Raw genomic sequence first — 23,415 nt, forward strand, 5'->3', positions numbered from 1 at the left:
CGGTCCCCACCGGAGCGTGAGGGAGTCAGAGGGAATGTCGGTCAGCCGCTACACGTATCTGGGGCCCGAGGGCACGTTCACCGAGGCGGCGCTGCGTACGCTCCCGGAGTCCGCCACCCGCGAACTGGTCCCGATGGTGTCCGTACCGGCCGCGCTGGACGCCGTACGGGCCGGGGACGCGGCGGCCGCGCTGGTGCCGATCGAGAACTCCGTCGAGGGCGGGGTGACCACCACCCTGGACGAACTCGCCGCCGGCGAACCGCTGATGATCTACCGCGAGGTGCTGCTGCCGATCGCGTTCGCGCTGCTCGTACGGCCCGGCACGGAACTGTCCGGCATCAAGACGGTCACCGGGCACCCGGTCGCCCAGCCGCAGGTCCGCAAGTGGCTCGCGGAACACCTGCCGGAGGCGGTCTGGGAGTCGGCGGCCTCGAACGCGGACGGTGCGCGGCTGGTCCAGGAGGGCCGCTACGACGGCGCCTTCGCCGGGGAGTTCGCGGCGGCGACGTACGGCCTCGAACCACTGGTCACCGACATCCACGACGCGCAGAACGCGGCCACCCGCTTCGTCCTGGTGGGCCGCCCCGCCCGGCCCGCCGCGCGCACCGGCGCCGACAAGACCTCGGTCGTGCTGTGGCTGCGCGAGGACCACCCCGGTGCGCTGCTGGAACTGCTCCAGGAGTACGCGGCCCGCGGCGTCAGCATGATGCGCATCGAATCGCGGCCGACCGGCGAGGGCATCGGCCGCTACTGCTTCTCGGTGGACTGCGAGGGGCACCTCACGGACCGGCGGGTCGGCGAGGTCCTGATGGCGCTCAAGCGCATCTGCCGGGAGGTGCGGTTCCTCGGTTCGTACCCGCGGGCGGACCGGGTACGGGCGAATGTGCGCCCCGACACGGTGGACGACGCGTTCACGGACGCGGCGGACTGGCTGACCCGGTGCTTGGACGGGCGGGCCTGACCGACTGATGCCGATCGGCCGATGCCGCTCGGCCGATGCCGACCGATCGGGACGCTGCCCGCTCGGAGCGCTTCCCGCTCGGGACGCTGCCCGCTCGGTGCTGTGCCGTGCGACGTGCTGCCGCCCTGCCACTCTGCCGCCCTGCCGACCAGGCGCCACGTCGGTGACCGGGCCCCGCGTCGGTGACCGGGCCCCGCGTCGGTGGCCGGGAACCGGCGGGCGAAGAGTGCCGGAACGATCCACTGACCGGTCGCCGACCGGCCCGCGCGGTCCTGTGTGTGGCCTGGACTGGGGCGTTGGGGTTGTCCACAAAGTTATCCACAGGCGCCGTTCTCGACCTGGGGACAAGTCGACACGGCGGCCACCTCAACTCGGACAGAGTCGACATATTGCTCTACCGACCCCCGGAACTCTCCACAGCGCCACAGCCCGTCCGCGTCAGCGCAATTCACGCGAACAATCCTTTAGGGCGAGGAAATCCCACACGAAAGAGCGTCGGCAAAGGGTTTCGCCGGCAAATCCCTGGCAACGGATTCTTGAAGCGGAACCAAACCTTCCAACTTCCACAGTTCCCACACACAGCCTGTGGATAAGATTCCGGAACTCCCCCAGCCCTGTGGACAACCCTGGGTACAACCGTCGTCGCCCTCCGCCGCACGGCACCCGTCAACTCCGGCCGTCCACAAGGGAAGCGGATCGGCGCAACCGACGCGATTACCCCCGTACCGGCGATGGCGCAAGATTTCCTTGACGCTTTTTTCCGCCACTTTCCGACCGTCCGCACCGCACCCCGCGACCCCCGCCACCCCCACTCCCCTCCACCCGGCCGCCTTCCCGCCCGCCCCTTATGCTCCTCTTGCGCCCCGCGCCATACCTCCGTACCGCATCGCACGGCACGGAATTCGCAAATGTTCTAAATAACCCCAAAACGGGCAAAGCGCCACGCGGGGAAATACGGCGTCGAGCGCCGGCGCCGCACCCCGGTAGCCTGGTGGGGTGATTGACCTTCGCCTGCTCCGTGAGGACCCCGACCGTGTGCGCGCGTCCCAGCGCGCCCGTGGAGAGGACGTCGCGCTCGTCGACGCGCTGCTCTCCGCCGACGAGCGGCGCAGGACCTCAAGCGTCCGCTTCGACGAGCTGCGCGCCGAGCAGAAGTCGCTCGGCAAGCTCATCCCCAAGGCCACCGGCGACGAGAAGGCCGCGCTGCTGAAGAAGGCCGGGGAGCTGTCCGCCGCCGTCAAGGCCGCCGACGCCGAGCAGGACGAGGCCAAGGCCGAGACGCAGCAGCTGCTGCTCCGGCTGGGCAACCTGGTCCACCCCGACGTGCCCGTGGGCGGCGAGGAGGACTTCACGGTCCTGGAGACCGTCGGCACCCCCCGCGACTTCGCGGCCGAGGGCTTCGAGCCCAAGGACCACCTGGAGCTCGGCCAGGCGCTCGGCGCCATCGACGTCGAGCGCGCCGCCAAGGTCTCCGGCTCGCGCTTCTACTACCTGACGGGCATCGGCGCGCTCCTGGAGCTCGCGCTCGTCAACGCCGCCATCGCGCAGGCCACCGAGGCCGGCTTCACGCCGATGCTCACCCCGGCCCTGGTGCGCCCGCACGCCATGGAGGGCACCGGCTTCCTCGGCCAGGCCGCGGAGAACGTCTACCACCTGGAGAAGGACGACTACTACCTCGTCGGCACCTCCGAGGTCCCGCTCGCCGCGTACCACATGGACGAGATCATCGACGCGGACCATCTGCCGCTGCGCTACGCGGGCTTCTCGCCGTGCTTCCGCCGCGAGGCCGGTACGTACGGCAAGGACACCCGGGGCATCTTCCGCGTCCACCAGTTCGACAAGGTCGAGATGTTCTCGTACGTCGACCCCGAGGACGCGCAGGCCGAGCACCAGCGCCTGCTGGACTGGGAGAAGCAGTGGCTGACCGGCCTGGAGCTGCCCTTCCAGGTGATCGACGTGGCCACCGGTGACCTGGGGGCCTCGGCCTCGCGCAAGTACGACTGCGAGGCGTGGATCCCCACCCAGGGCAAGTACCGCGAGCTGACCAGCGCCTCGAACTGCGACGAGTTCCAGGCCCGCCGTCTGTCGGTCCGGATGCGTACGAACAAGGACGGCAAGCAGCAGGTCAAGCCGCTCGCCACGCTCAACGGCACGCTCTGCGCGGTGCCCCGCACCATCGTGGCGATCTTCGAGAACCACCAGCAGGCGGACGGCTCCGTGCGCGTGCCCGAGATGCTGCGCCCGTACCTGGGCGGCCGGGAGATCCTGGAGCCCGTCAACCGGTGACCGCCGCTCCCGAACCCGCGCACCGGGCCGCTCCGGCCCGCCCGCTGCCGTACAGGCTCGTCGCGACCGACCTCGACGGAACGTTGCTGCGGCCCGACGACACGATCTCCGAGCGCACCCGCGCCGCCCTGGCCACGGCCACGGCGGCCGGGGCCGCGCACATCGTCGTCACGGGACGCGCGGTGCCGTGGACCCGGCACATCCTCGACGCGCTGGACTACGACGGCATAGCGGTGTGCGGGCAGGGCGCGCAGGTCTACCACGCCGGCGAACACCGGCTGCTGACCTCGGTCACCCTGGACCGCCAGCTCGCCGGGCTGGCCCTCGCCAAGATCGAGGCGGAGGTCGGCCCGCTGTTCCTCGCCGCGAGCCGGGACGGCCTGGAGGGCGAGGTGCTGGTCACGCCCGGCTACCGCATCCAAGAGGGCCCGCTGCCGCACCTGATGATCGAGGGCCCCGGCGACCTGTGGTCGGCCCCCATCAACAAGATCTACATACAGCACCCGACGCTGGGCGACGACGAACTGGCCCGCGCCGCGCGCGAGGCCGCCGGCGACCTGGTCGGCGTGATGATGGCCGGCGAGGGCGTCGTCGAACTCCTCCCCCTCGGCCTCTCCAAGGCCACCGGCCTCTCCCTCGCCGCCCGCCGCCTGGGCGTCAAGGCCGCCGACACGATCGCCTTCGGCGACATGCCCAACGACATCCCGATGTTCGGCTGGGCAGCGCACGGCGTGGCGATGGCCAACGCCCACGAGGAACTGAAGGCCGTAGCGGACGAGATCACCGCCTCCAACGAGGAGGACGGCATCGCGGTGGTGCTGGAGCGGTTGTACAAGGCCTGAGCCACGCCCGGCCGCCCTTCCGGATCTTCCGTCCGGGGCTTCCGGGGCTTCGGGGTCTTCCGGGGCTTACGGATCTTCCGGGTCTTCCGGAACGGATGAGCGAACTCCTGCCCGCGAACGAGTAACTGTACGTTTATCCGTTCGTTGTCCCCTGTGCGTGGAGGCAACTGGAGTTCGAGACGTCGAGAGACCGTGAAGTGCTGGGGTTTGCCGGTGACGGCCGTGACGCGGTGCAACCGTACGGCTGAGACCCGGACATAGAGGTAGTGGCATCCGTGAGCAGCCTCCGCTCCTGTAGCCCTGGATACGGGCGTCCAGTTGAAAGGGACACCCTGTCCCTTTCAAACCGTTCCGGTTTGAGTGGAGGGCATTCCGATGCCACCCGAAGCTGTACTGCTGGAGTCGCGGGCCATGCGCGACAGTGTGATGGGCCGCACCGAGGTCCTCGACAAGGTGAAGGCGCTCGTCCTGTTGCCGGATGGGACCCACGCGATCACAGAGGGCGTCGCTGACTACTTCGTTGTCCACAACGAGGTCATCAAGAAGCTCACCCAACGGCACCGGACAGAACTCGTCTGCAACGGGTTGCAGGTGCTGCGAGGCTCTGACCTGCGGGTCTTTGAAAGGGACAACTTGTCCCTTTCAAAGCATAGTTATCCACAGGGCCGAGCCCACCTCACCCTCTACACCCGCCGAACCATCCTCAACATCGCCATGCTCCTCCGCGACAGCGAGGTCGCGCGGGCGGTGCGTACGTACCTCCTCGACGCCGAGGAGCGCGGCCGCGTCGGTGTGCCCCGGCAGGCGGAAGGCGGGCCGACCCTGGAGTCCCTCGACCACCGCCTCACCCACGTCGAATCGTCGCTCGCCGACATCGGGCCCGTGCTCCGGGACCTCGGGCCGGTGATCGGCCGTATCTCCGTGCGGCTGGACCGGCTCGACCGGCGGCTGGACGCGACGAACCGGGTCGTGTGCGCGATGAGTCTGCGGCTCAGTGATCTGGCGGAGGACGTCCGGGAGTTGCGGTACGGTCCGCGTCCGCTGCCGCGTCCGCACCGGCACCCGGGGTCAAGGGCCAGGCGGCGAGACCAAGGGTGAGCGCGATGGCGTGTCCGATGTCGGTGAAGGTGGCGCCTGACAGGAGCGGGATGCCGAAGAAGCCGATGACGGACGCCAGGTAGAGGTAGCGCCAGGGCGGCGGCAGCCGGTAGGCGAGCAGGCCGGCCGCCGCCGCCAGGCCGTACGAGACGCCGATGTCGACGACGTGCGTCATGGAGCGGGGCAACCGGTGGCCCTCGATGGCGAGCAGGACCAGTTCCTGGCTGGCGAGGGTGGCGGTGACGTGGGCGACGCCGATCGTCAGCAGCCAGCGCCAGGTGCCCAGCCAGCGCTCGACATTGGCGTGCACCAGCTCGAAGAGGACGGCGTACAGGAGGAAGGAGGACGGGTCCTCGATCCAGAAGCCGCTGATGAGGAGGGAGGAGAGGGGGTGCCGGTTCAGCTCGTGGATGTTGCTGCTGGTGCGGTGGAGGAGGAAGTCGCCCAGCCCCTCGGTGGCCCCCGCGACGACGAGGCTGGTGATGCCGATAACCAGCAGCCAGACGTGGGTGCCGGGCGCGGACCGTACCCAGGCCGCCACCCGGTCGGCCGGTGCGGCGGGGAGCACGGGTTTCATCGTGCGCGGCCCGGTGGGGCGGCGGTGAGCGGGCCGGAGACGATCCGGCCCCGGCCGTGCGGCCCGGCCCCCTTGATCCGGCGGATCAGCGGCGAGGACTCCATGTGCCGCACGCCGGGCAGCGCCGCGATACGGGTGGTGAGGTACGTGTACAGCGCGCGTACATCGGGGCACAGTACCGACGCGAAGAGATTGTGCGGGCCGGTGGTCGCGCAGGCGAAGGCCACCTCGGGATGCTGGGCCAGCGCGGTTCCGGCGGCGGCCAGTTCACTGGGGGCGACGGAGAGCCAGAGGGAGACCATGACGCCGAAGCCGAAGTGCCGGGCGTCGTAGTCGACGTCGTAGTAGAGGACGCCGTCCGCGCGCAGCTCGGACAGCCGGCGGCGGACGGTGGACTGTGACCAGCCGGTGGCCGTGGCCAGGTCGGCGAGGCCGGTACGGCCGTCCTCGGCGAGCGCGTCCAGAAGGCGGTGGTCCGCCGCGGTGAGCGCGACGGGCGACGTGCGCGCGGGCGGCGCGCCGGTGCGCCGGTCGGCCGCGGCGGACGCCGGATGGCGCAGCCGCTCGGCCTGTTCCTCGGTCAGCGCGCCGGACTTGTTGACCAGGCCCAGCGGTCCGCCGAAGAATTCGTGCAGCATGCAGTGCGCGGTGACGCCGACCACGCTGGGGGTCCGCGGCAGCTTCTGGAGCAGCAGCGCGTCACTGTCCCGGCTGCTGGCGGCGCGGCAGACGGCGCCGATCTCGGTGCCGCCGGACATCAGGCTCACCCAGGACGTGTCGGTGCGCCGGGCCAGCGCCTCGGCCACCGCGACGGCCGCGTCGGGCGTGCACTGCACCCGTACCAGCCATTCGATCTCGCCGAGGGCCGGCGGGTCGGCGAGCCCCAGCACCTTGATCATCCCGGCGCCGCGCAGCCGCCCGTAGCGGCGGGCGACGGTCTGGTCGGAGACGCCGAGGACCTCGGCGATACGGCTGAACGGGGCCCGGCCGTCGAGCTGAAGGGCGTGGACCAGTCCCCGGTCCAGCTCGTCGAAGCCGTCGGTTTTCACCAGGAAAGGCTAACCCGTGTCGGATTGCGCCGCACGGTACGCCGTGGCTGGGAGTGGCGGGGGTGCCGCCCGGATTCTGGTGCGGGGGGACGGAACGAATGACGCCATAAGACAGCGATGACCACAGAGGTTTCTGATGCACAACGGGTGGAGCGGATCTTGATGCACAACGGGCGGAGCAGGTGGTGGCCGCTGGTCGCCATCACCCTGGGCAACTTCATGTTGCTCGTGGACGTGACGATCGTGAACACGGCGCTGCCGCGGATAGCCGATGGTCTGCACGCCTCCTTCACCTCCTTGCAGTGGGTGATGGACATCTACGCGCTGGCGCTGGCCGCGCTCCTGATGGTGGCCGGTTCGGCGGCCGACCTCTTCGGACGCCGCAAGCTGTACCTGGCGGGGCTCGCGCTGTTCGCGCTGTCCTCGCTGGCCTGCGGCCTGGCGCCCGACGAGGGCGTACTGATCGCCGCACGGGCGGTGCAGGGCGTGGGCGCGGCGGCGATGTTCGCCACCAACACGCCGCTGCTGATGGCCGCGTACCAGGGCCGTGACCGGGGGGTCGCCTTCGGCATCTGGGGCGGTACGGGCGGTGCCGCGGCGGCGGTCGGCCCGCTGCTGGGCGGCGTGCTGACCCAGTACGTGGACTGGCGCGCGATCTTCCTGGTCAACCTGCCGCTGACGGCGGTGGCGATGTGGATCACTCTGCGGTCGGTACCGGAGTCGTACGGCGACCGTACGGGACGCATCGACTGGCCGGGCGCCGGCGCGTTCACCCTCTGCGCGGGCGCACTGACGTACGGGCTGATGCGCGGCGGCGAGGAGGGCTGGACGGAGTCCGGCACACTGCTGTCGCTGGCGGTGGCCCTGCTGGCGCTGGTCGTCTTCGTGGCCGTGGAACGCCGTACGGCCCAGCCGCTGCTGGACCTGAAGCTGATGCGGCGCCCGGTCTTCGCCGTCCTGATGGTGGCGGCGCTGCTGCTCCAGGCCGCGGCGTTCCCGTACCTGACGTACGTGGGCCTGTGGGTGCAGAACATCCTGGGCCTGAGCCCCGTGATGGGCGGTCTCGCGGTGCTGCCGATGGCGGCGGCGTCCATGGCCGTGGGCATGCTCGGCGGCCGGTTCCTGCACCGGCTGGCGCCGCGGGTGCCCATCGGCGTCGGCCTGCTGCTGATCGGCGCCGGACCGCTGCTGCACGTCCTGCTGCTGAACGACGACTCCGGCTGGGCGGTCCTCACGCCGGGCCTGCTCATCAGCGGCGTCGGCATCGGCATGGCCATGCCCGTACTGGTCTCGGCGGCGCTGGGCGCGGCCCCGCCGCAGCGCGCCGGCATGGCCAGCGGCGCGGTGAACACCTTCCGCCAGCTCGGCTTCGCGCTGGGCATCGCGATCCTCGGCACGGTCTTCACGCAGGGCGTGCGGTCCGCGGGCGCACACGCCGGACCGGGCGTCGGTTACGTCCACGGCCTGACCCGGGTGTCCCTGGTCGCGGGCATCGTCGCGGTGGCGACGGGTCTGCTGGTGCTGGCCGTCGTGCGAATCGGGGGTCCGGAGCGGAGCGGGAGTTCGGAGCGGAGCGATTCCGCGGGGCGTACGGCTCCGGCTGGTTCGGGGGCGGTTGGTTCGGGTTCGGATTCGGGGTCGGGTTCGGGGTCGGGGCCTGGTACAGGGTCTGGTTCGGGATCCGGATCGGGATCGAAATCGGGCTCTGGCACGGCCGGATCCGGTACGGACGATACGGCTACGGCCGCCGCCGGTACGCCGGTCGGCGTGGACCAGGGGTGACGGCAGCCCCGTACGAACAACGTCACCGCGTGGCCGACTCACGGCGAGTCGGCCACGCCGGGCGACCACAACGGGACGGCCACAACAGGTAGTCGGCCACAACGAGCCGGTCACAACGGACCGATCACAACGGGCCGATCACAACAAGTAGTCGGCAACAACAGAAGATCAACGGGTCGGCCCCCGGAACCGTCCGGCGCCGTAGCCGGTTCCGGGTGGCCGCCTGGCGCCGTGTCCCGATCCTCCTCGCGCCCGCATCCCCAAGTCAATCTTCGGGTTTCCTTCCAATCCCCTTAGCTCAAGCTTGGGTTGGCGCACTCCGTAGCCCCTCGGTTGCGTGTCGATTGCACCTCGGTTGCGCCTCGACGCCTTGGATTCGGGCGTACAGACGCGTTCACGGGCGTTGAATCACGCGTGATCCCGTGCGCCCCTCGCGCGCCCGGCGCACAGAAGGCGCACGGAGCCGCCCTCCTTCGTAGGCCCTCGTCCCGACCCCCGGCCCTCACGCTCACCTCTCCACGATCGGCTCCTGCAGTTCGGTCACCCACCGCTCCCGGTCCTCCGGGCACTCCAGCGTCAGCTCCCGCGGGTAGCCGGCGGAGCGGTAGGGGCTGTCGTCGAGCCAGCGGGCCAGCGTCTGCGCGGTGGGCAGCACCCGCTCCATCGGGCCGCGGTGCACCACCGTGGCCGCCCGCTCGACGGCCGGCAGATCCACGATCGCGAAGTCGTGGTCCGGCCGCGGGGCGGCCGCGACCGGGACCGACGCGTGCACCGTGATCCGGTCCCCGCCCTCCGGCGCGTCCTCGTAGTACGCGATCGCCGGGCCGGACGGCTCGACGCCCGCCGCGGTCAGCCGCCGGAACAGCTCCGCGTACAGCGGACGGATCACCGGTCCGATGTCCTCGGGCCCGAAGCTCGCCGCGGTGCCGGTCAGTTCGGCCACCCGTACCGCCTCGACGCGCTTGACCACCACCTCCTCCACGGCCATCCGCCCCTCCTCCTCGATCGTCCGGAGCCGCGCCTCGACCCGGGCCAGCCGGGCGCCCGCCGCCGTGACCGCCGCCGCCAGCTCGGCCCGGCGCAGCCTCAGCATGCCGCGCAGTTCCGCCGCACTCACCTGCTCGTCCAGGACGGCCGCGACCTGCTGGAGGCTGAAGCCGAGGTCTTTGAGGGCGATGATGCGGTTGAGGCGGGCGAGCTGCCCGGCCTCGTAGTAGCGGTAGCCGGTGACCGGGTCCGTACGGGCCGGGCGCAGCAGCCCGATGGCGTCGTAGTGCCGCAGCATGCGGGCCGACACTCGGCCGTGACCTGCGAAATCTCCGATGGTGAACATGACGTCTCCCAGTGCAGGGCCTGCCACGGTGTGAAGGTCAAGGGGGCGGCCGTCGGCCGGGGCGGTCCTGGTGAAGCCCGGCCGTAACGATCCTCGCGGAAGTCCGGCCGGCTCGTCCCGGGGAATCGAGGTACGCGCGGACTCGCGCCGGGTCGTGCGTCCCCGTCGTGCACCGGAGCGTGCGCCGGGGCACCAGCATTGCGTCAAGGGGCGTCCACGGACCGTCAACGATGCGTCAGTACGCCGCCGAACGCGTGCCGGTCCGGGCATAGCGTCGAGGAGGAGCCCCGGCACTTCCCTTCCCACCGGTCCGGGGCCGGTCCTGTGCGAGCACGAGGAGCGTCGCCGTGTCCCAGCAGCATCTGTACGAGGAAGATCCCGAGCCTGCCGAACGCATCCCGGCCGGGCTGCTGTTCGTCCCCGTCCGGCCGGGCCCCGCGGGCTGTACGGCCCGCCTGTTCCGCACCCCGCTCGGCGGCCGCACCGCCGTCGGCTTCACCTCACCGCAGCGGCTCGCCGCGGCGCTCGGCACCGACCAGCCGTGGATCCGGCTCGCCGAGCCCGCGTTGCGCGCCCTCGCCGAGCCGCTCGGCGCCCGCGTCCTGACCGTGGACCCGCGCCTCGCCCCGAGTGCCCGCCGTACGCCGCTGCTGCGGGCCGTCTGAGAAGGGCGAACGACACCATGACCGCGACGACCACGACACCGCAGCGCACCACCGGACAGCCGGCCGAACCGACCCGCCCCGGCCTTCCGGGCGCATCTTCGGGAGGGACTCCGGACGGCTCCTCGGACAGGCCCCCGAGCGGATCCCCGGGTGACTCTTATGACGGGTCCCCGAGTGCCCCTTATGACGAGTCCCCAAGCGGGTCCCCTGGCGCCCCTCATGACGGGTCCCCGAGCGGATCCCAGAGCGGATCCCCGAGCGCCCCTCATGACGGATCCCCGGACGGATCCCCGGGCGGGTCCCCTGACAGCTCCCCGGCCGGATCCCCTGACAGTTCCCTGGACGACCTTTCCGTCTGGCCCGCCTCGACGGCCGAACTGCCGCACGCCGACCTCTCCGTGGGCGGCGTCCCGCTCACCGAGCTCGCCGAGCGCTTCGGCACCCCCACGTACGTCCTGGACGAGGCCGAGGTACGCGCTCGCTGCCGCGCCTACCTGCGGGCCTTCCCCGACGCCGACGTCCTGTACGCGGCCAAGGCGTTTCTCTGCCGCGCCATGGCCCACTGGATACGGGAGGAGGGCCTGGGCCTGGACGTCTGCTCCGCCGGCGAGCTGGAACTCGCCGTCACCACCGGCTTCCCGCCCTCCCGCATCGTGCTGCACGGCAACGCCAAGAGCCCGGACGACCTGCACACCGCACTGCGCCTGGGCGTCGGCCGGATCGTCATCGACAGCACCTCCGAGATCGCCCGGCTCGCCGCCGCGGTCCCCGCCGGGTCCCGGCAGCAGGTCCTCGTACGGGTGGTTCCGGGCATCGCGGCCGGCGGCCACGCCAAGATCCGTACCGGCACCGACGACCAGAAGTTCGGCCTCTCCCTGGCCGACGGTTCGGCACAGCACGCCATCACCCGCATCCTGGGGCAGCCGCGGCTGCACCTGGTCGGGCTGCACTGCCACCTGGGCTCGCAGATCACCACCGTCAAGCCGTTCCTGTCGGCCGTCCGGCGGCTGGTGGGCCTGCTGGCCCGTATCCACGAGCAGCACGGCGTCACGCTGCCTCAGCTGGACATCGGGGGCGGCCACGGCGTGGCCTACCGGCCCGGCGAAGCCCGCATGGACATCGCGACGCTCGGCGCCAAGGTGCGGGCCGAGCTGGCCGGCGGCTGCGCGGCGGCCGGACTGCCGGTGCCCCGGCTGACCGTCGAGCCGGGCCGCGCCATCGCGGGCCCGTCCGGCGTCGCGCTGTACCGGGTGCTGTCCGTCAAGCGGACCGGTGAGCACACCTTCGTGGCCGTCGACGGCGGGATGAGCGACAACCCGCGGCCCGCGCTGTACGGGGTGCGGTACGCGCCCCGGCTGGTCGGGCGCCGGTCGAGCGCCGCGCCCGCGCCGGTGAGCGTGGTGGGGCGGCACTGCGAGGCGGGCGATGTACTCGCCGCGGGCGTACGGCTGCCCGGCGACGTACGGCCCGGCGACCTGATCGCCGTACCGGTGGCGGGCGCGTACCACCTGTCCATGGCCTCGGGCTACAACCTGGTGGGCCGCCCGCCGGTGGTCGCCGTCGTGGACGGGCAGGCGCGCACGCTCGTACGGCGGGAGTCGCTGGCCGATATGCAGGAGCGCGACATCGGGCTGTGACGCCCGGCCCGACACGGGGCTGTGACCCCGGCCCGGACCGCTGCATTGTGTACGGAGTGAAGACTCCGTGCACAATGCAGCAATTATTTGTAGGATGACTGGGCAACCGGGTAACCGGGTGGCTGGCGGTTGTCCGCACGTACGGCCGGAGCCGAGTCACCGCCCCGAGCCACTGACTCACCGAGTCACTGACTCACCGAGTCACCGAGTCACCGAGTCACCGAGTCACCGAGTCACCGAGTCACCGAGTCACCGAGTCGAGGATGTGCACATGGCATTGCAGGCAGCGGGACGGCAGTCCCTCGTGGACACCGTCGTAGACGCCCTGCGTGCCCAGCTGGCCGCCGGCACCTGGCCGGTGGGCGAGCGCATCCCCACCGAGCACGCGCTGGCCGAACAGCTACAGGTAGGACGCAACACCGTCCGAGAGGCCGTACGGGTCCTGGTGCACGCCGGCATGCTGCGCTCCCGGCAGGGCGAGGGCACCTTCGTCGTCTCCCAGGCCGACCCGGGCGACATCATGCGCGGCGTCCAGCGGGCCGGAATCCGGGACGTACTGGAGCTGCGCATCGCCCTGGAGGCGGAGGCCGCCCGCCTGGCGGCCCAGCGGCACCGGCCGGACGACCTGGAGCGGATGCGGGCCGCGCTGGACGCACAGGCCGCCCTGGAGGCCGCCGACGGGCAGCCCTTCGGTGGCGACCTGGAGCTGTACGCCGACCATGACGTGGCTTTCCACCGGGCCGTCGTGGAGGCCGCGCACAACAGCGCGCTGACCGCGACGTACGCCTGGTTCAGCAGCTCCGTGCGCGAAGCGCTGCTCTCCTCGCTCGGCGACGAGCAGATGCCGCAGATGGTGCACGGCGACCACCGGGCCGTCCTGGACGCCATCGCGTCCGGCGACCCGGAGGCGGCGGAGAAAGCCGCCCGGGCGCTGTTGGAGCCGCCGAAACGGGCGGTGGAGAAGCTGCTCGCGGAGCGGTGAGGGACAGGACGGGGCGCAGCCATCGCGGAAACGTTCCACCCCCTCCTCACCACCCTCTTCCCCGTCCGCCCCATCCGCCCACACATGCGTACGACCGCCTCCGCCCCCACCCGTACGCCCACCCCACCCCCACGCAAGGAGAGTCACTAACCCATGTCAGGGACCCGGCCCGAAGCACCACTGATCGACGCCGAGGAGGACCTGGCCCCGGCCCCGCCGGTCGCCGCGGCCCGCCGCCGGCTGCGCGCGCACCCGGTCCTGGTCCTGCTCGGCATCGTGCTCGCCTCACTGAACATGCGCGCCGCGCTGGCCGGCGTCTCGCCGCTGGTGAGCGAGATCGGCACGCACTTCCACCTGGCCGCCACCGCGAGCAGCCTGGTGACGACGATTCCGCTGGTCTTCATGGGCCTCGGCTCGATCGTCGCGCCGAAGCTGGCCCGCCGCTGGGGCACCGAGACGGTGTTGTGCGGCGCGCTGGTGCTGCTGTGCGGCGGCATCCTGCTGCGCATCGCGCCGCCGGTGGTCGCCCTGTTCGTGGGCTGCGCGGTGGTCGGTACGTCCATCGCCCTGCTGAACGTCCTGATGCCCGGCCTGATCAAGCGGGACTTCCCGGAGCGGGCCGCGGGCATGACCGCCCTGTACTCGACGGCGATGATCCTCGGCGCCACCGTCTCGGCCGCCTCCGCCGTGCCGCTGGAGAACGCGCTGGGCGGCTGGCAGGGCTCGCTGGCCTCGTGGGCGCTGCTGGCCGCGGTCGCCGCCGTCGTCTGGATCCCGCAGGCGGTGCTCGCGCGTCGCGGTACGCGGCACGGGCAGCCCGCCGCGACGCCCGCGCACGCCGCCGAGGACGGCCCGAAGCTGAGCCGTTCCCCGCTGGCCTGGCAGGTCACGCTCTTCATGGGCTCGCAGTCGCTGATCGCGTACGTGATGATCGCCTGGATGCCGACGATCTTCACCGACCACGGCATGAGCAAGGCCACGGCCGGGCTGGTCTTCGCCTTCAGCACGCTGGTGCAGATGGCCGGTTCGTTCGTGGTGCCGATGCTCGCCGGCCGGATGCGGCGGCAGCGGCTGCTGGCCGTCGCCGTCACCGCCCTGATGGCCTGCGGCATCGTCGGTCTGCTCGTGGCCCCGGTGGCCGGCGCCTGGGTCTGGGCGATTCTCCTGGGCATCGGCCAGGGCGGCGCGCTCGGCCTGGCACTGACGATGATGGTGCTGCGCTCCGGCGACGCGCACACCGCCGCCCGCCTCTCGGGCATGGCGCAGACCTGGGGCTACCTGCTCGCCGCCGCCGGACCGCTGGTTCTCGGCGCGGTGCACCAGGCGACGCACGGCTGGACGGTGCCGATCGTGCTGCTGCTGGCCGTCTGCGCGGGCCTGGTGCTGCTGGGGATGGGCGCGGGGCGCGACCGGAGGATCGGCGCCTGATCCCGTACGTTCCAAAGGCCCCGTGACGTTCCGAAGGGCCCTCTGACGTTCCGAAGGGCCCCGTGGACCGCTTGCCGTGCTCGCGATCCACGGGGCCGCTTCCGTACGGGGCCACTTCCGTACGTAGGTGTATGGATCTCGTAACCGTACGGGGCTCGTAACAGGACGGGGCTCGTATCCGTACGGACTCCGCAGCCGTACGAACCTGACCTTCACACCGACGTGACCCGGCGACGCCCCGATGATTCCAACGGCACGCACCAACCACAACGCGCCGACCAGGCGTACCTGCCTTACCGTGCCCCCATGAGCGATGCGCTGCACACCGGCCACGGCCCCCGCTCGCGGCTGACCCGCAGGGGCCGGCTGTTCCTGGCCATCGGTCTCTGCGTCGTCCTGGCGCTGATCGCGGTGCTGGTCACGCGCCTGCTCGGCGGGCCCGGCCAGCCTCCCCTCACCATCCCGGAGGGCTGGCGCGCGACCCAGGTGTACGCGGCGGCCGACAAGGCCCTCGGCGTCGCGCCCGGCACCACGAAGAAGGCCGCGACGCGCGCCCGGCTGAAGCTGCCGGAGGCGGCGAAGGGCGATCCGGAGGGTTTTCTCTACCCCGCGACGTATCCGGTGGACGACGACACCACGCCCGAGTCGCTGCTCTCGTTCATGACCAACACCGCGGCCGAGAAGCACGCCGCCGACGGCATCCGTGCGTACGAGACGGTGATCACCGCTTCCATCGTGCAGGCCGAGGCCGACCGGCCCGCCGACATGGGCAAGGTCGCCCGGGTGATCGAGAACCGGCTCGACCGGGGCATGCCCCTCCAGATGGACTCGACCATCAACTACGCCCTCGGACGCAGCTCCCTCAACACCAGCCACACGGACACCAAGCTCAACAGCCCGTACAACACCTACCGGCACAAGGGCCTGCCGCCGACCCCGATCGACAACCCCGGCCAGGACGCCCTCCGGGCCGCGGCCCGGCCGCCCGCGGGTGACTGGCTGTACTTCGTGACGGTCGCCCCCGGCGACACCCGCTTCACCGCCGACTACGCGCAGCACCGCGCGAACGTACGGGAGTTCAACGAACGGCACGGGCGGTAGCACCGCCGGCCGGCCCGCCCGTACTCGGCGCAGGCCCGGTGTCAGTGGTGCCCGGTATAACTTCCCGCATGGCACTGACGTGGAAGTTGGTCATCGACAGCACGAACGCCTCCGCGCTGGCGGACTTCTGGGCCGCGGCCCTGGAGTACGAGGTGGAGGACCCCAGCGCTCTCATCGAACAGCTGCTGGCCGCCGGCCACCTCAAGGAGGAAGCGGTCGCCGAGCACCACGGCCGCAAGACCTTCCGCGGTTACGCCGCGATACGCCACCCCGAGGACCCGTACGACGAGACCAGCGGCGTCGGCCGCGGACGACGCCTGCTCTTCCAGGACGTTCCCGAAGGGAAGACAGGCAAGAACCGTCTGCACCTGGATGTCCACAGCGGACCCGGTGGCCTGGAGGCGCTGGTGACCCGCCTGGAGAGCCTGGGGGCAACGCGCGTCCGGGAGGTGGATCAGGGCCCGGCCGGACGCTGGTGGCTCATGCAGGACCCGGAGGGGAACGAGTTCTGCGCCGCGCAGGGCGGGGCGTGATGGCCGTGCCGGTGGAAGACGGCTCGGCGAGCTCAGGGTGCGGCCGTCCCCGCCCCCGCTCCGAGCGCGACGCCCACCCACGCAAAACGCCCGGCCGGATCCCCGGCCGAGCGCCTGCTCCCAGTACCGCGATCCGCGCGCCTACTCCTCGCCCGCCACCGTCAACGACCGCAGCTTGCGCCCCGCGTACCAGGTCGCCAGGCCCGTGACCGCCACCAGGAGGACGACCGCCAGCGGCAGTCCCACCTCCGAGGTGACCGCGCCCTCCGCGCCGATCTTCTGGCCTGTCGCGAGCGCCCACTGCTGCACGCTCAGGGTGCGCGCGCCCGCCACCAGGTTGCCGACCAGGGTTTCCCACACCAGGGCGTAGACCAGGCCGAAGACGACCGCGTGCCGGCTGACCGTGCCGAAGAACAGGAACAGCGCGCTGTACGCGACGGAGGCCACGGCCGCGGCGACCGCGTACGCCACCGCGATCTGCTGGCTGTTGCCGTTCAGGACGAAGCCGGCGATCAGGACCGGGACCGCCGAGAACGCGGCCGTCACGCCGATCGCCACGACCAGTTTGGTGAAGATGACCGAGGACCGGCGCAGCGGCTTGGCCAGCAGGTAGACGACCGAGCCGTCGTCGATCTCCGGGCCGATCGCGCCCGTACCGGCGATGACGCCGATCAGCGGGACCATCGTCGCGAGCGCGAAGGTGCCCAGGACGCCGTTGGCGGTGGAGTCGTCGGCGCCCGCCAGGGCCCGGACGGCGACGGAGATGACGATCAGGAGGGCGGGCAGCGCGAACAGGATGAGCGCGCGGCGCCGGCCGAGCAGCGCCCGGTAGGTGAGCCGGGCGACGGTGGGGTTGAAGACCGAGGGCACCGGGGCGGGGCCCGCAGCGGGCGCCGGGGACGGGTCCGGCCGGACCGATGAGGTCGCTGACATCGCTTACAGGCTCCTTTCAGGCCGCGACGAGGTAGGAGAAGACCGATTCCAGGGACTCGTCGGAGGGCGAGACCGTCAGGAGGCGGATGCCGTGGTCGCGGGCGACCCGCGGCAGCAGGGCGGTGAAGCGCGGGAAATCGACGGCCTGGATGCGCAGCGCGCCGTCCTGGAGGTCGACCTCGATCCCGGCCGTGGACGGGTCGGCGATCAGGGCGGCGGCCAGCGCCCGGTCGTCGGTGGAGCGTACGAGGTAGCGGTGCGGCCGGTCCGTCATCAGGCGGCGGATCTTGCGGAAGTCGCCGGACGCCGCGTGCCGCCCGGCGACCACCACCTCGATGTGCGAGGCCAGTTGCTCGACCTCTTCGAGGATGTGGGAGGAGAACAGGACCGTACGGCCGTCGGCGCCCATCCGCCGCAGCAGGTCCATCAGCTGCATCCGCTGCCGCGGGTCCATACCGTTGAACGGCTCGTCCAGCAGGAGCACGGACGGGTCGTGGACCAGCGCCGACGCCATCTTCACGCGCTGGCGCATGCCCTTGCTGTACGTGGAGATGCGGCGGTCCTGCGCGTATTCCATCTCGACGGTGGCCAGCGCCCGCCGCGCGGCGTCCTTGCCCAGGCCGTGCAGTTCGGCGTTGGCGACGACGAACTCGCGGCCGGTGAGGAAGTCGTACATGGCCTCGCGCTCGGGCACGATGCCGATGTGGCGGTAGACGCTCTCGTTGCGCCAGACGGTGCGGCCGTCGAGGGTGACGGTCCCGCCGGACGGCGCGAGGAAGCCGCCCATCATGTTGATCAGTGTGGACTTGCCCGCGCCGTTGGGGCCGAGCAGGCCGGTGACACCGGGGCCGATGGTCATGGTGATGTCGTTGACGGCAACGACGTTGCCGAACCACCGGGAGACGTGGTCGATCTGGATGGTCGTCATGGGCGCGGCCCGTTCCTTCGGAGAGTTCGCAGGGCGGTGGCGGGCGTCGGGAGCGCCTTCCGGCGCGCGGGGCGGGCGGTCACAGGCCGGCCTTCCGGTAGCGGCGCATCAGCAGCGCGTACGAGCCCGCGACGGCGCACAGGGTGACCAGGAGCGCCACCAGGCCGGCGGCGGTGGACGGCTGGACCTCGTCGGGGAACGACGCGGTGCCGCCCAGGAACGTCGCCTGCACGCTGTCGATGAGCGTGATGGGCGAGCACAGCGCGAGCCAGCCGACGACGCCCTCCTGGCCCTGTACGGCGGCGATGCCCTGGACGGCGCTCACCGCGGCGTACGGGATCGTCAGCGCGGCGATGACGGCGGCGACGCCGAAGCCGCGGCGCGGGGTCAGCGCGGAGATCACCAGGCCGAGGCCGGCGAACAGCAGCGAGAGCAGCGCCACCGAGACCAGGCCCTGGGCCAGCCCCTTGGTCTGGTCGACGAAGTCCATCTTGGCCAGCAGCGCGCCCACGTAGAGGATCAGCAGCGGCGCGGCGGTCAGGATGAACAGCGCGCTCGCCATCGCGGCGAACTTCGCCGCCACGTAGTCGACGCGCTCGATGGGGCGCGAGAAGTACAGCGGCACCGTCCGGAAGCGCAGGTCCCGGGAGACGGACTGGGGTGCCTGGGCGGCCAGGTAGAGGCCGATGACCGCCTGGAGGTAGATCGCGTACCTGGTGTACGCCACCGGAAGGTCGTTCATCTTCGCGAAGACCGCGACCGCCACCATGATGCCCGCGGGCAGGCACATCACGGCGAACAGCAGCATCGGCAGCACCTTGGACCTGGCGGAGCGGCCCAGCCCGTAGGCGCCGCGCAGGCTCTGTGAGAACAGCGAGCGGCGGGCGTAGGCGCGGCCGAGGCGCGGGCCGTCGAAGTGGCGGTAGCCGATGTCGTGGATGACGTCCTGCGCCGCTCCGGAGGGCGCGGGGGTCCTGGTCTCAGGCGGCATCGGGGGCGCCTCCGTCCTTGGGGGCTCGGTGGGCGGTCGTTGCGGGGGCCTTCGCTGAGGGTGGGGCATCCGCTGTGGTGGAGGCCTGAGCCGTGGTGGGCGCCTCCGCTGCGGTGGGGGCCTCCGCCGTGGTGGCGGCTGGGTCGGTCGAGGCGTCCGCGCGGGCCGGTGCGTCCGGGGTTTGCGCAGCCTGGGTACGCGCGGGCTGAGTACGCGCGGTCTGGGCGTCCTGCCCGCCGGCCGCGTCCCCGTTCTGGAAGACCTCGGATATGCGGTGCCGGCGCTGTTCCATCCGTACCAGTCCGAGCCCCAGGTCGGCGACGGTGTCGCGCAGCAGGTCGTACGTCTCCTCGCCGGTGGCCTCCACGTACAGCAGGTGGGCGGCGGAGGCCACGCCCTGCGAGCCGGGTGTCGCGGTGGTCACCGCGACCCCGGCACGGGTCAGGGCCGCGCGCAGCGCTTCCGTACCGTCCGGATGCTCGTCGGTGTCCGTGACCTCGACGGCCAGGGAGGCGGTGAGCTGCATGAAGTCGTCGGTTGCGGAGGAGCGCAGCAGCTTGCCGCCGTCGATGACGACGACGTGGTCGCAGGTGCGCTCCAGCTCGCCCAGGAGGTGCGAGGTGACCAGGACCGAAATGCCGAACTCTGTGTACACACGGCGGATCAGGCCGAGCATCTCGTCGCGGCCGACCGGGTCCAGGCCGTTGGTCGGCTCGTCCAGGAACACCAGCTGCGGGTCGTGGACGAGCGCCTGGGCCAGCTTGACCCGCTGCTTCATGCCCGTCGAGTAGCCGCCGATGGGGCGGTAGCGCTCCTCGTAGAGGCCGACGTGCCGCAGCGTGTCGGCGGTGCGCTCGCGGGCCGCGGTCGGCGGCAGGCCCGACATCCGCGCCATGTGGACGACGAACTCGGTGGCCGAGACGTCCGGCGGCAGGCAGTCGTGCTCCGGCATGTAGCCGACGCGCTCGCGGATGGCGCCGCCCTCCGTGGCCACGTCCAGGCCGAGGACGGCCGCGGACCCCTCGCTGGCCGGGGCGAGCCCCAGCAGCAGCTTGATCAGGGTGGACTTGCCGGCGCCGTTGGCACCCACCAGGCCGGTCACCCCGGGGCCGATGTCCACGGTGAGCCGGTCCAGCGCGGTCACCCTCGGGTACCGCTTGCTCAGGCTTTCGGTCACGATCACAGTCACGTCATCGACGGTAGTGGCGCGGACCACACCGGTCGTCAGACCAGGCGGCTGGATCAGCGTCCGACCACAGGCGTAGGGGCCCGTAGGGGAGGTCGTGCTTTGGTTCCCCCCGGTGCGGTGGTGGACGGGCGTAGGTGGGCTCTGTCGGCGCGGTGGCGCGGCGATGGGGTGACGGGGCGACGGGATGACAGGCGGCGGGGCGATGGGGCGACGGGTGGCCGGGGGGGCGGGGCGGCGTAAGGACCGCGGGAGCGCGTGCCGCGCCGCGGGTTTTCCACAGGCTCGACGGACCCCTTGACGTCACCGCCGAGCATTGTCACATTCATCAGTGTCAAGTTACGGGCACGTACCGCGATGATCGGCTCACGGACGGGACGGACGGTTGGCCATGACCTCAGCGACAGGGGCCGCGACGGCCCGCAGGGGCGGCGGGGGACGCGGACTCGCCGCCGACCTACGGGGGTTCAAAGAGGTGCAGCGGCTGGCGTACGCCTGTGCCGAGGCGGTCGCCGCACAGCTCAGGCCGGGGGTGACGGAGCGGGAGGCGGCGCGGATGCAGCGCCGGTGGCTGCGCGAGCGCGGGGTGCGGGACTGGTTCCACCTCCCCTTCGCCTGGTTCGGCGACCGCACGGCGTTCACGAACTTCCGCATACCGCTCCAGTTCTTCCCCACCGACCGGCGCCTGGAGCCCGGGATGGCCTTCATCCTCGACATGGCACCGGTGCATCAGGGGTTCACGGCCGACATCGGCTACTCCGGCTGCCTGGGGCTCAACCCGGTCCACGACCGGCTGCTGGCCGACCTCGCGGCGCACCGCGAGCTGATCCTGCGCGAGGTGCGCGAGCGCCGCCCGCTGCGGGAGATCTACGAGGACGTCGAGCGGCTCATGGTCCGCCAGGGATACGCCAACCGCCACCGCGCCTATCCCTTCGGCGTCATCGCCCACAAGGTCGACCGCGTACGGCCCCGCCGCTGGTCGCCGACGCTCTTCGGGTTCGGCACGCAGTCGTTGAAGGGCCTGGCCTCCGACGCGCTGCACGGCCACCGCGACGGCTGGTCGCCCCTGTGGAGCCCGTACAAGTTCTCCGACCACCCGCCGCAGCCGGGCCTGTGGGCGGTCGAACCGCACCTCGGTTTCCGCGGCACGGGAGCGAAGTTCGAGGAGATCCTCGTCGTGACGGACTCCGCGGACCCGGAGGAGAGCGCTTTCTGGCTGGACGACGATCTGCCGCACGTGCGGCGCTGGCAGGAGGAGGGGGCCGCGTGAGCGGGCAGGAGCAGGGGCAGACGGGCCTGGAAGGCGCGCGGGAGCGCTGGGTCCGTACGGGCGGGGTCGAGCTGTGCGTCGCCGAGCTGGGCGACGCCGCGCACCCCACGGTGGTGCTGGTGCACGGCTATCCGGACAGCAAGGAGGTGTGGTCCGAGGTGGCCCGCGGCCTGGCCGACCGCTTCCACGTGGTGCTGTACGACGTACGCGGCTGCGGCCGGTCCAGTGCGCCCAAGCCGCTGCGCGGCGGCTTCACCCTGGAGAAGCTGACCGACGACTTCCTGGCGGTCGCGGACGCGGTCAGCCCGGACCGGCCGGTCCATGTGGTCGGCCACGACTGGGGTTCGGTGCAGGCGTGGGAGTTCGCGACGGTCCGGCGCACGGAGGGCCGGATCGCCTCCTTCACCTCGATGTCCGGCCCGTCGCTGGACCACTTCGGCCACTGGATCAAGAAGCGCGCGTCCCGGCCCACCCCCCGCCGCGCCGCCCAACTCCTCAGCCAGGGCGTCAAGTCGTGGTACGTCTACATGCTGCACACCCCGGTCCTGCCGGAGCTGGCCTGGAAGGGCCCGCTCGGCAAGCGCTGGCCGAAGATCCTTCAGCGGGTGGAGAAGGTGCCCCCGGGCGCGTACCCGACACCGTCCCTGCCCACGGACGCCGCGCACGGCGCCTGGCTCTACCGCGACAACGTCCGGGCCCGGCTGCGCCGCCCGCGCGCCGACGCCTACGCCCACTGCCCGGTCCAGCTGATCACGCCCACCGGCGACGCCTTCCTGTCCCAGCGGCTCTACGACGACCTCGACCACTGGGCGCCCCATCTGGTGCGGCGCACCCTCCCGGCCAAGCACTGGGTGCCGCGCACCAGGCCGCAGCAATTGGTCGCCTGGATCGTCGAGTTCGTGACGGCGAAGGAGGAGGGTGACCCGGCCAAGGAGGTCGTCGCCTCCGGCCCGTACGCCGACCGGTTCGGCGGGCAGCTGGTGCTGATCACCGGCGCGGCCGGCGGTATCGGGCGGGCCACCGCCTTCGCCTTCGCCGAGGCCGGCGCGCGCGTCATAGCCGTGGACCGGGATGCCGAGGGGGCGGCCCGTACCGCCGACCTGGCACGGCTGGTCGGCGCCCCGCAGGCGTGGGCCGAGACGGTGGACGTGTCGGACGAGGCCGCCATGGAGAAGCTGGCCGCCAAGGTCGCCGCCGAGTACGGCACCGTCGACGTGCTGGTCAACAACGCCGGCATCGCCGTGTCCGGCCCCTTCCTCAGCACCACCACCGAGGACTGGAGGCAGGTCCTGGACGTCAACCTGTGGGGCGTCATCCACGGCTGCCGCCTCTTCGGCAAGCAGATGGCGGAGCGCGGCCAGGGCGGCCACATCGTCAACACGGCCTCGGCCGCCGCCTTCCAGCCGTCCCGCATCCTGTCCGCCTACGGTGCCTCGAAGGCGGCGGTGCTCATGCTCAGCGAGTGCCTGCGCGCCGAGCTGGCCGGCCAGGGCATCGGCGTCACCGCCGTCTGCCCCGGCATCGTCAACACGAACATCACCTCGACGGCCCGCTTCACCGGCGTCTCCGCGGACGAGGAGAAGCGCCGCCAGGCCAAGGTGTCCCGGATGTACGGGCTGCGCAACTACCCGCCGGAGAAGGTCGCCTCGGCGATCCTGCGGGCCGTGGCACGCAACGAGGCGGTGGTGCCCGTCACGCCCGAGGCCCGCGGCGCCCACCTGATGTCCCGCATCGCCCCGCGCGCCCTGCGTGCCCTCGCCCGCGTCGAGCCGCCGATGTAGGGCCCGCTCGTCACGGTGCCGGCAGGCCGGGGCGCGCACCGCCGCGCCGCCC

20 protein-coding genes are annotated in these 23,415 nt (G+C 71.8%); 13 read left to right on the forward strand and 7 right to left on the reverse strand.

Translation table 11 applies throughout. The annotated features are described in order from the left end of the window. Positions 1-34: 34 nt before the first annotated feature. The 4 genes from pheA (at position 35) to CP973_RS00595 (ending at position 5,187) form a co-directional block, all read left to right on the forward strand. Positions 35-961, forward strand: a complete 927-nt coding sequence (gene pheA / locus CP973_RS00580) for a prephenate dehydratase (RefSeq protein WP_150236600.1) — start codon at positions 35-37, stop codon at positions 959-961. A gap of 996 nt (positions 962-1,957) precedes the next feature. Then, a complete protein-coding gene (gene serS / locus CP973_RS00585; protein ID WP_150236602.1) occupies positions 1,958-3,247 on the forward strand; it encodes a serine--tRNA ligase in 1,290 nt (429 codons plus the stop codon). Beyond that, a complete protein-coding gene (locus CP973_RS00590) occupies positions 3,244-4,089 on the forward strand; it encodes an HAD family hydrolase (protein WP_208853109.1) in 846 nt (281 codons plus the stop codon). The genes serS and CP973_RS00590 overlap by 4 nt, the downstream gene beginning before the upstream one ends. A gap of 375 nt (positions 4,090-4,464) precedes the next feature. Then, positions 4,465-5,187, forward strand: coding sequence for a hypothetical protein (locus tag CP973_RS00595; RefSeq protein ID WP_150236604.1), 723 nt, complete (start codon positions 4,465-4,467; stop codon positions 5,185-5,187). Here CP973_RS00595 and CP973_RS00600 read toward each other — a convergent pair. Beyond that, positions 5,081-5,764 carry a rhomboid-like protein gene (locus CP973_RS00600; RefSeq protein ID WP_150236606.1) on the reverse strand — a complete coding sequence of 228 codons (684 nt, stop codon included), beginning with the start codon at positions 5,762-5,764 and terminating at the stop codon, positions 5,081-5,083. The two genes, CP973_RS00595 and CP973_RS00600, sit on opposite strands and share 107 nt — an antisense overlap. Next, the gene (locus CP973_RS00605; RefSeq protein ID WP_150236608.1) at positions 5,761-6,813 is read right to left on the reverse strand and encodes an Lrp/AsnC family transcriptional regulator; all 1,053 of its coding nucleotides are present in this window, start codon (positions 6,811-6,813) and stop codon (positions 5,761-5,763) included. The genes CP973_RS00600 and CP973_RS00605 overlap by 4 nt, the downstream gene beginning before the upstream one ends. Before the next feature lie 162 nt (positions 6,814-6,975). On the opposite strand from CP973_RS00605, the gene CP973_RS00610 reads away from it, so the two are divergent. Continuing rightward, a complete protein-coding gene (locus CP973_RS00610) occupies positions 6,976-8,595 on the forward strand; it encodes an MFS transporter (protein WP_150236610.1) in 1,620 nt (539 codons plus the stop codon). Between the two features lie 508 nt (positions 8,596-9,103). Here the strand turns inward: CP973_RS00610 and CP973_RS00615 are convergent. Next, a complete protein-coding gene (locus tag CP973_RS00615; protein ID WP_150236612.1) occupies positions 9,104-9,928 on the reverse strand; it encodes a MerR family transcriptional regulator in 825 nt (274 codons plus the stop codon). Positions 9,929-10,275: 347 nt separating this feature from the next. Between CP973_RS00615 and CP973_RS00620 the strand changes: the two genes are divergently transcribed. The 6 genes from CP973_RS00620 to CP973_RS00645 all read left to right on the forward strand — a co-directional run bounded on the left by CP973_RS00620 (position 10,276) and on the right by CP973_RS00645 (position 16,274). After that, the gene (locus CP973_RS00620) at positions 10,276-10,593 is read left to right on the forward strand and encodes an SAV_915 family protein (RefSeq protein ID WP_150236614.1); all 318 of its coding nucleotides are present in this window, start codon (positions 10,276-10,278) and stop codon (positions 10,591-10,593) included. Positions 10,594-10,931: 338 nt separating this feature from the next. Continuing rightward, complete coding sequence (lysA, locus tag CP973_RS00625; protein ID WP_150242924.1) at positions 10,932-12,230, forward strand: diaminopimelate decarboxylase; 1,299 nt, start codon at positions 10,932-10,934, stop codon at positions 12,228-12,230. A gap of 271 nt (positions 12,231-12,501) precedes the next feature. After that, on the forward strand, positions 12,502-13,212 hold the full coding sequence (locus CP973_RS00630) for a FadR/GntR family transcriptional regulator (protein WP_150236616.1): 711 nt from the start codon (positions 12,502-12,504) through the stop codon (positions 13,210-13,212). Between the two features lie 153 nt (positions 13,213-13,365). Next, complete coding sequence (locus CP973_RS00635) at positions 13,366-14,640, forward strand: CynX/NimT family MFS transporter (protein WP_150236618.1); 1,275 nt, start codon at positions 13,366-13,368, stop codon at positions 14,638-14,640. A gap of 306 nt (positions 14,641-14,946) precedes the next feature. Further along, positions 14,947-15,741 (forward strand): endolytic transglycosylase MltG, encoded by a 795-nt coding sequence (mltG, locus tag CP973_RS00640; RefSeq protein WP_150236619.1) that lies wholly within the window; start codon positions 14,947-14,949, stop codon positions 15,739-15,741. A 68-nt stretch (positions 15,742-15,809) separates the two neighbouring features. Then, complete coding sequence (locus CP973_RS00645; RefSeq protein WP_150236622.1) at positions 15,810-16,274, forward strand: VOC family protein; 465 nt, start codon at positions 15,810-15,812, stop codon at positions 16,272-16,274. 141 nt (positions 16,275-16,415) lie between these two features. Here the strand turns inward: CP973_RS00645 and CP973_RS00650 are convergent, their stop codons facing one another. The 4 genes from CP973_RS00650 to CP973_RS00665 all read right to left on the reverse strand — a co-directional run bounded on the left by CP973_RS00650 (position 16,416) and on the right by CP973_RS00665 (position 20,309). Then, positions 16,416-17,207 carry an ABC transporter permease subunit gene (locus tag CP973_RS00650; protein WP_244409216.1) on the reverse strand — a complete coding sequence of 264 codons (792 nt, stop codon included), beginning with the start codon at positions 17,205-17,207 and terminating at the stop codon, positions 16,416-16,418. Positions 17,208-17,223: 16 nt separating this feature from the next. Continuing rightward, complete coding sequence (locus tag CP973_RS00655; protein ID WP_150236624.1) at positions 17,224-18,135, reverse strand: ABC transporter ATP-binding protein; 912 nt, start codon at positions 18,133-18,135, stop codon at positions 17,224-17,226. Positions 18,136-18,214: 79 nt separating this feature from the next. Further along, on the reverse strand, positions 18,215-19,126 hold the full coding sequence (locus CP973_RS00660) for an ABC transporter permease subunit (RefSeq protein WP_150236626.1): 912 nt from the start codon (positions 19,124-19,126) through the stop codon (positions 18,215-18,217). Continuing rightward, positions 19,116-20,309, reverse strand: coding sequence for an ABC transporter ATP-binding protein (locus CP973_RS00665; RefSeq protein WP_150242928.1), 1,194 nt, complete (start codon positions 20,307-20,309; stop codon positions 19,116-19,118). The genes CP973_RS00660 and CP973_RS00665 overlap by 11 nt, the downstream gene beginning before the upstream one ends. Before the next feature lie 394 nt (positions 20,310-20,703). Here CP973_RS00665 and CP973_RS00670 point away from each other — a divergent pair, with 394 nt between their 5' ends. Beyond that, positions 20,704-21,582, forward strand: coding sequence for a M24 family metallopeptidase (locus CP973_RS00670; RefSeq protein WP_150236628.1), 879 nt, complete (start codon positions 20,704-20,706; stop codon positions 21,580-21,582). Continuing rightward, positions 21,579-23,363, forward strand: a complete 1,785-nt coding sequence (locus CP973_RS00675; RefSeq protein ID WP_150236630.1) for an SDR family oxidoreductase — start codon at positions 21,579-21,581, stop codon at positions 23,361-23,363. The genes CP973_RS00670 and CP973_RS00675 overlap by 4 nt, the downstream gene beginning before the upstream one ends. Positions 23,364-23,415 lie beyond the last annotated feature (52 nt).

The sequence above is a fragment of the Streptomyces albofaciens JCM 4342 genome (assembly GCF_008634025.1).
GTDB classification, from domain to species: Bacteria; Actinomycetota; Actinomycetes; order Streptomycetales; family Streptomycetaceae; genus Streptomyces; species Streptomyces albofaciens.